7 protein-coding genes are annotated in these 6299 nt (G+C 73.6%); 2 read left to right on the plus strand and 5 right to left on the minus strand.

Features of this window, described 5'->3' with window-relative positions; all coding sequences use genetic code 11:
- The coding region (locus ACWGDE_RS34640) for a hypothetical protein (protein ID WP_453393031.1) at positions 1 to 332 on the plus strand (332 nt) is incomplete at its 5' end.
- 35 nt (positions 333 to 367) lie between these two features.
- Here the strand turns inward: ACWGDE_RS34640 and ACWGDE_RS34645 are convergent.
- From ACWGDE_RS34645 to ACWGDE_RS34665, 5 genes are read right to left on the minus strand one after another with little or no spacing between them, the layout of a single operon-like run.
- Positions 368 to 1033 (minus strand): HAD family hydrolase, encoded by a 666-nt coding sequence (locus ACWGDE_RS34645; RefSeq protein WP_453393032.1) that lies wholly within the window; start codon positions 1031 to 1033, stop codon positions 368 to 370.
- Positions 1030 to 2130 (minus strand): ABC transporter ATP-binding protein, encoded by a 1101-nt coding sequence (locus tag ACWGDE_RS34650; protein ID WP_453393033.1) that lies wholly within the window; start codon positions 2128 to 2130, stop codon positions 1030 to 1032. The genes ACWGDE_RS34645 and ACWGDE_RS34650 overlap by 4 nt, the downstream gene beginning before the upstream one ends.
- Positions 2131 to 2135: 5 nt before the next feature.
- Entirely contained in the window at positions 2136 to 3098 is a 963-nt protein-coding gene (locus ACWGDE_RS34655) for an ABC transporter permease (protein ID WP_453393034.1), read from the minus strand.
- On the minus strand, positions 3086 to 3991 hold the full coding sequence (locus ACWGDE_RS34660) for an ABC transporter permease (protein ID WP_453393035.1): 906 nt from the start codon (positions 3989 to 3991) through the stop codon (positions 3086 to 3088). Before ACWGDE_RS34660 ends, ACWGDE_RS34655 begins: the two co-directional genes overlap by 13 nt.
- Positions 3991 to 5157 (minus strand): ABC transporter substrate-binding protein, encoded by a 1167-nt coding sequence (locus ACWGDE_RS34665; protein ID WP_453393036.1) that lies wholly within the window; start codon positions 5155 to 5157, stop codon positions 3991 to 3993. The genes ACWGDE_RS34660 and ACWGDE_RS34665 overlap by 1 nt, the downstream gene beginning before the upstream one ends.
- Before the next feature lie 266 nt (positions 5158 to 5423).
- Between ACWGDE_RS34665 and ACWGDE_RS34670 the strand changes: the two genes are divergently transcribed.
- Positions 5424 to 6170 (plus strand): GntR family transcriptional regulator, encoded by a 747-nt coding sequence (locus ACWGDE_RS34670; RefSeq protein ID WP_453393037.1) that lies wholly within the window; start codon positions 5424 to 5426, stop codon positions 6168 to 6170.
- Positions 6171 to 6299: the final 129 nt, after the last annotated feature.

Genomic DNA, 6299 nt, shown 5'->3' on the forward strand with positions numbered 1-6299 from the left:
AGGGACACCCCGCCGCGTTCCACGCACTGGACGGCCACGCCTTCCACAACGGCCGGCTGCGGCCGCCCGCCCCGGCCGTGTGCGGGGTGCTGATGGCCGTCTGGACCGCGGGCCCGCCCCGGCAGTCGACCCGCGAGGCCCTGCTGCGGACCCTGCTGCGGCTGCTCGACACCGAGGACGACGGCTCCTCGCACGAGGCCGGCCTGTACGGGCAGTGCGCCGCCCACATCCGCGCGGGCCTGCCCTCGCTGAGCCGCGCCTCCGGTGCTCCCGGCTCGGTGTCGGCCGCGTACGTGGAGGGCATCCTGCGCCTCCTCGCCCTGACGGCCTGAGGCCGCGCGGCCCGGCCCCCTGCGGGACCGGGTCCTCAGGCCCCCGGCGCCGCCGGCAGGCAGGAGCGCAGGGTCGTCGGGGTGACGGCGTCCAGGGAGTGCGCGAAGGTGCGTACCGCGGACGGCTGGACCGGCAGCAGCGACGGGACCACCAGGAGTCCGCAGCCCGCGGCCTCCGCCGAGGCCGCCCCGTCCGGGGAGTCCTCGACCGCCACGCACCGCCACGGCTCCGCGCCGAAGCGGGCGGCGGCCGCCCGGTAGGGATCCGGGTGCGGCTTCGTCAGGGCCGTGTCGTCGGCCGACATCGTGAAGGCGAACGGGACGTGGGCCAGCGAGCCCCCGACCACCGAGTCCACGACCACCCGCGGCGAGGCGCTGACCAGAGCGAACGGTACGCCTTCGCGTTCCAGTGCGGTCAGCAGGGCCTGCGCCCCGGGCCGCATCGGCGCGCCCTCCTCGACCCGGCGGAAGAAGCTCCCGGTGAGCTCCGCCGCCACCGCGGCCGGGTCGCCCGTGCGGGCCACCCGTACGAGGTGCGCGGCGGTGTCCTCCACGGACCGGCCGACGACTTCGGGCGCGTCGGCTTCGGTGAGTGCGTGGCCGAGGCCCGCCGCGATCTCCTCGGTGGTCAGCCACCACAGGGTCTCGGTGTCGACGAGGGTGCCGTCCATGTCGAAGAGGACGGCGGCGAGTTCACTCACGAGGCGGTCCGTGCCACGACGAGGACGGGCCGCTCGGCCAGGCCCACGGCCGCGCGGGCGCCCGGTACGAGGGCTCCGGCGTCGCGCGAGGGCAGGTCGGCCTTGACGCGCGTGCCGTCCGCGAGGTCCAGGTGGAGGCGGGTCACCGAGCCGAAGAAGGAGGCCGAGGCGACGGTGGCCGTGCCTTCCTCGTCGGCCGCGACCGTGACGTTCTCGGGGCGTACGAGGACCTCTACGTCGGAGGTCGGGGGCACCGGGCCGTCCACCGGCAGCCGGGAGCCGGCCGCTTCGACCAGTCCGGAGCCGGTCAGCCGGCCGGGGAGGCGGTTCATGGTGCCGACGAACTCGGCGACGAACGGGGTCGCGGGACGCTCGTACAGCTCGGCGGGGGCGGCGCACTGTTCCAGGCGGCCCGCGTTGAGCACGGCGACCCGGTCGGCCATGGACAGGGCCTCTTCCTGGTCGTGCGTGACGAACACGGCGGTGATCCCGAGGGAGAGCTGGAGCCTGCGGATCTCCTCGCGCAGGTTGGCGCGCACCTTCGCGTCGAGTGCGGAGAGCGGCTCGTCGAGCAGCAGGACGCGGGGGCGCAGGGCCAGGGCGCGGGCGAGGGCGACGCGTTGCTGCTGGCCGCCGGACATCTGGTGCGGGTAGCGGTCCCCGTGGTCGGGCAGGCCGACCAGGTCGAGGAGTTCGGCGGCGCGTTCGCGGCGTGCGGCCGCGCCCACCTTGCGGACCCGCAGGCCGAAGGCGACGTTGTCGCGGGCGCTGAGGTTCGGGAAGAGGCTGTACGACTGGAACACCATCCCGGCGTCGCGGCGGTTGGCCGGTACGCGCGTGATGTCCTGTCCGTCGACGAGGACTTCGCCGGAGTCGGGCTGCTCGAATCCGGCGACGACGCGCAGTGCGGTGGTCTTGCCGCAGCCCGACGGGCCGAGCAGGGCGACGAGTTCGCCGGGCTCGATGGTGAGGTCGAGTCCGTCGAGGGCGACGGTGGAGCCGAACGCGCGGCGCAGGCCCCGGAATTCGACGCGGGCGCCGGCGGGGGCCGGATCGCTTCCGGCGGGCTTCCTGGCCTCGGGAAGGGTGAGGGACATGCGGGTCAGGACTCCTTGCCGGAGGTGCGGGAGGTGCGGGAGACGGCCGGGCCGGGGGACACGGTAGCGGGGGTCGTGCCGGCCCGGGAGAGGAGGAGCAGGAGCAGCCAGGTGATGAGGAGGCTGAGGACGGAGACAGCGACCGACATGCGGGCATGTGCTCCGGAGATCGACACGATCCACACGGCGAAGGGCCGGAAGCCGAGCAGCGAGGCGATGGTGAACTCGCCGAGGACCAGGGCCAGGGTGAGGAAGGCGGCTCCGGCGAGCGCGGCCCGCAGATTGGGCAGGAGCACGCGCAGGACGACGTGGGGCCAGCTCGCGCCGCAGCTGCGGGCCGCTTCGACGAGGGTGGGGACGTCGACGGCGCGCAGGCCGGCGTCGAGGGATCGGTAGACGAACGGCAGGGCGAGCACCGTGTACGCGAGGACCAGGACGACCGGGAAGTCCGGGTTCTGGACGGCCAGGAAGGTCTGGTAGAGCGGGGTCCTGGACAGGTGGTCCGGGCCCCAGCGCAGCACGGTGGTGATGCCGGTGACCAGGGCGATGGGCGGGACCACCAGCGGCAGCATGCACATCACCTCGACGACGGGCCGCAGGCGCGGCGAGCCGACGCGTACGGCGACCAGCGCGGGCACGGCGAGGAGCAGCGAGGCGGCGATGGTCGCGGCGGCGAGGCCCAGGGAGAGCAGCAGGCTCTCGGTGAACCCGTCGGCGGAGAGCAGCTGGGTGTACGCCTCGAAGCTGATGCCCTGGCCGGGGACGTGAACGGTGAAGACGAAGGAGGCCAGGAGCGGGAGGACGAAGTACGCGCCGGCGAGCAGCAGGACGGCTCCGCGCCACACCTGGGGGCGGGGGCGCCGCCTTGCGGACGGCGCCGCGGGCACGGCCGGACGGCTGTCCGTGCGGGCCCCGGCGGCCGTGGCCCCGGGAGCGTTCGGGGCGGGCGTCGGGGTCATCGCAGCCATCGGGCGCTCCGTCGCTGGAGGGGCAGGTAGACCGCCATGACCAGGCCGGCGATCACGATCATGTCGAGGCCGAGGGCCAGCGCCACGTTCTCCTGGCCGGTCAGCACGTTCCCGGACAGGGCGTCCGCGATCTTGAGCGTGACCAGGGGAACGGAGCCGCCCACGAGGGCGGCGGCCGTGGCGTGCGCGGCGAAGGCGGTGCCGAAGAGCAGCACGAACCCGCCGAGCAGGGAGGGCGCGAGGACGGGCAGGCCGACGTGGCGCCAGAACTGCCGTCCGTTGGCCCCGTTGTTCTGGGCGGCTTCGCGCCACTGCGGGCGCAGGCCGTCCAGCGCGGGGACGATCACCAGCACCATGAGCGGGGTCAGGAAGTAGAGGTAGACCACGGTGAGGCCGGTGAAGGAGTAGAGGTTCCAGCCGAGACCGGTGAGGTCGGCGAGCTGGGTGACGACTCCGGAGATGCCGACGGTGGCGATGAACGCGAAGGCGAGCGGGACCCCGCCGAAGTTGGCGAGGACGCCCGAGGCGGTCAGCGCCGCGCCGCGCAGGGCCCGCGAGCGGGAGGTGACGACGGCCTGCGCGATGAGGACGCCGAGTACTCCGGCCACGAGGGCGGTGAGGGCGGAGAGCTGGACGCTGCCGACGAGCGAGCCGAGGTAGGGCCCCCGGAGGGAGCGCGCCAGGTGCTCGCCGGTGAGTTCGGTGGCGCCGCTCGCCGGGTCGGTGCGGGTGACCGCGCCGAAGGCGATGGCGCCCAGCGGGATGCCGAAGCAGAGCCCGGTGAAGGCGAGGAGGGGGAGGGCGGCGAGCCAGGTGCGCGGGCCGCGCCGCCGGCGGCTGGTGGTGCCGCCGGCGGTCCCCTTCGAGTGGGGGGTCGTGGTGGAGGCGGACATCAGCTGAGGGCCTTGTCCCACTTCTCGGAGAGGGTGGCCTTGGCCTTGTCGAGCTCCGTGGAGGCCGGGAAGTTCGGGGTGCCCTGGACCTGCGGGAGCTTGGTGACGGCGTCCTTGTCGACGGTGCCGTCCTGGGTCATGACGGGCAGCAGCACGGGGCGGGCGTGGCCCCGCAGCCACAGGTTCTGGCCCTCGGTGCTGTACAGGAACTCCATCCACAGGCGGGAGGCCGCGGGGTGCGGGGCGTCCTTGTTGATGGCCTGCGAGTAGAACTGGGCGTAGACGCCGTCGGTGGGGATGGCGACCTTCCAGTCGACGCCCTTGCCCTTGAACTGCTCGGCGTAGCCGGCGTTCAGGTAGTCCCAGTCGATCGAGATGGGCGTCTCGCCCTTCTCGACGGTGGCCGGGGTGGACTCGACGGGGATGAAGTTCCCGCTCTTCTTCAGCTGCCCGAAGAAGTCGATGCCGGGCTGGATGTCGGCGAAGGAGCCCTTGTTGGCGAGGGCGGCCGCGTAGACGCCTCCGAAGGCGGAGCCGGACTTGGTCGGGTTGCCGTTGAGGGCGACCTTGCCCTTGTACTCGGGCTTGGCCAGGTCGGCGAAGGACTGCGGGCAGTTGGGGATGCGGGCGGCGTCGCAGCCGATGGAGACGTAGCCGCCGTAGTCGTTGTACCAGCGGGCGTCCGCGTCCTTCTGGGAAGCGGGGATCTTGTCCCAGGCGGTGACCTTGTACGGGGCGAAGAGGTTCTCGCCGGCGCCGCTGCGGGCGAAGGCTATGCCGAGGTCCAGCACGTCGGGGGCGCGGGTCTGGCCCTTGCGGGACTTGACGGCCGCGATCTCGTCGGCGCTGGAGGCGTCCGGGTTCTCGGCGTTGATCTTGACCTTGGGGTACTTGGCCTGGAACGCCTTCTGGATCTCGCCGTAGTTCGCCCAGTCCGCGGGCAGCGCGATGACGTTGAGCTCGCCCTCCTTCTCGGCGGCCGCGACGAGGCCCTCGAGGCCGCCGAAGTCGGCGACCGAGGTGGCGGCGCCGGGCTGGGTCTTGCCCTTGCCGTCGGCGGCGGTGCCGGCCTGCGGGTCGGGCGCGGCGCCGCAGGCGCTGAGGGTGGTGAGCACGGCGGCGCTGAGCAGAACGGCCGCACCGCGTCGGGCGGAGGAACTGAGCACGGTCTCTCCCGGAGACTGGATCCATGGCAGGGGGTTCACTTGTCTGAACAAGTTGGCTCCAGTTCGCCCTGGGGCACTGTACGGACGGTGAACGGCGGCTTTCGCGCGGTGCACGTCTCGACGAAGACCGGGATTGGCCGGATCCGATCGTGACGGCGGACCCGCATGATGATCTTCGAACACCCGCATGCCTAGGCTGGCGGGCAGGACGAAGACGGACCGCGCCGACGGCCGACGGCACTGACGAGACGGGGGACGGGGACGACATGGGGACGGTGCGGTATCTGGAGATCGCCGAGGCGCTGCGCCGGGCGATCCTCTCCGGCGAATACCCCGTGGGCGCCCAACTGCCCTCGGAGAGCGATCTGGCCGCGCGCTGGTCGGCCTCGCGCGGGACCGTCCGCCAGGCCGTGGCCACGCTCGCCGCCGAGGGGCTCATCGGCTCCCGGCAGGGGGCCCGCAGGATCGTCCTGCGCCACGAGCGCAAGCACAGCTTCGGGGAACTCAACAGCTTCGCCCAGTGGGCCGAGGGGGTCGGCCACCGCGCGGCGAGCCGTTTCCTGTCGCGCAGGCGCCGCCCGGCCACGGCCGAGGAGGCGGAGCGCCTCGCGCTGGAGCCCGGTACGGAGATCCTGGCCGTGCTGCGGCTGCGGCTGCTCGACGGGGAGCCGACGATGGTCGAGCGGACCGCGTACGCCGACTGGGTCGCGGCGGCGGTCGAGGCGATGCCCGAGGACTGCCGCTCGGTGATGGACGGCCTGGCGGAGGGCTCCGGGATCGTCGCCCACTACGGCGAGCACCTCATCGACGCGCTGCCCGCCGGCAGTGAGGACGCCCGGCTGCTGGAAATCCGGCGCGGCAGCCCGCTTTTGCGCCAAAGGCACGTCTCCGCGACCCGGACGGGCCGCCCGATCGAGTGGTCCGACGACCGTTACCGAGCGGGCAGCGTGACCTTCAGTGTGAACAACTCGGCGGTAGCAACCCCGCTGGAGCGCCGGGCGGGCGAGGGCTGACGGCCGGGGCCCGGACGCGACGCCCTCCCCCGGCGGCGCCCCGCCCGGGCCCACCGCAACGCACCCTGCCCTGGCCCGACCTGCCCCGCCCTGCCCCGCCCTGCCCCGCCCTGGCCCGCCCTGGCCCGC

The organism is Streptomyces sp. NPDC054956, assembly GCF_053609185.1.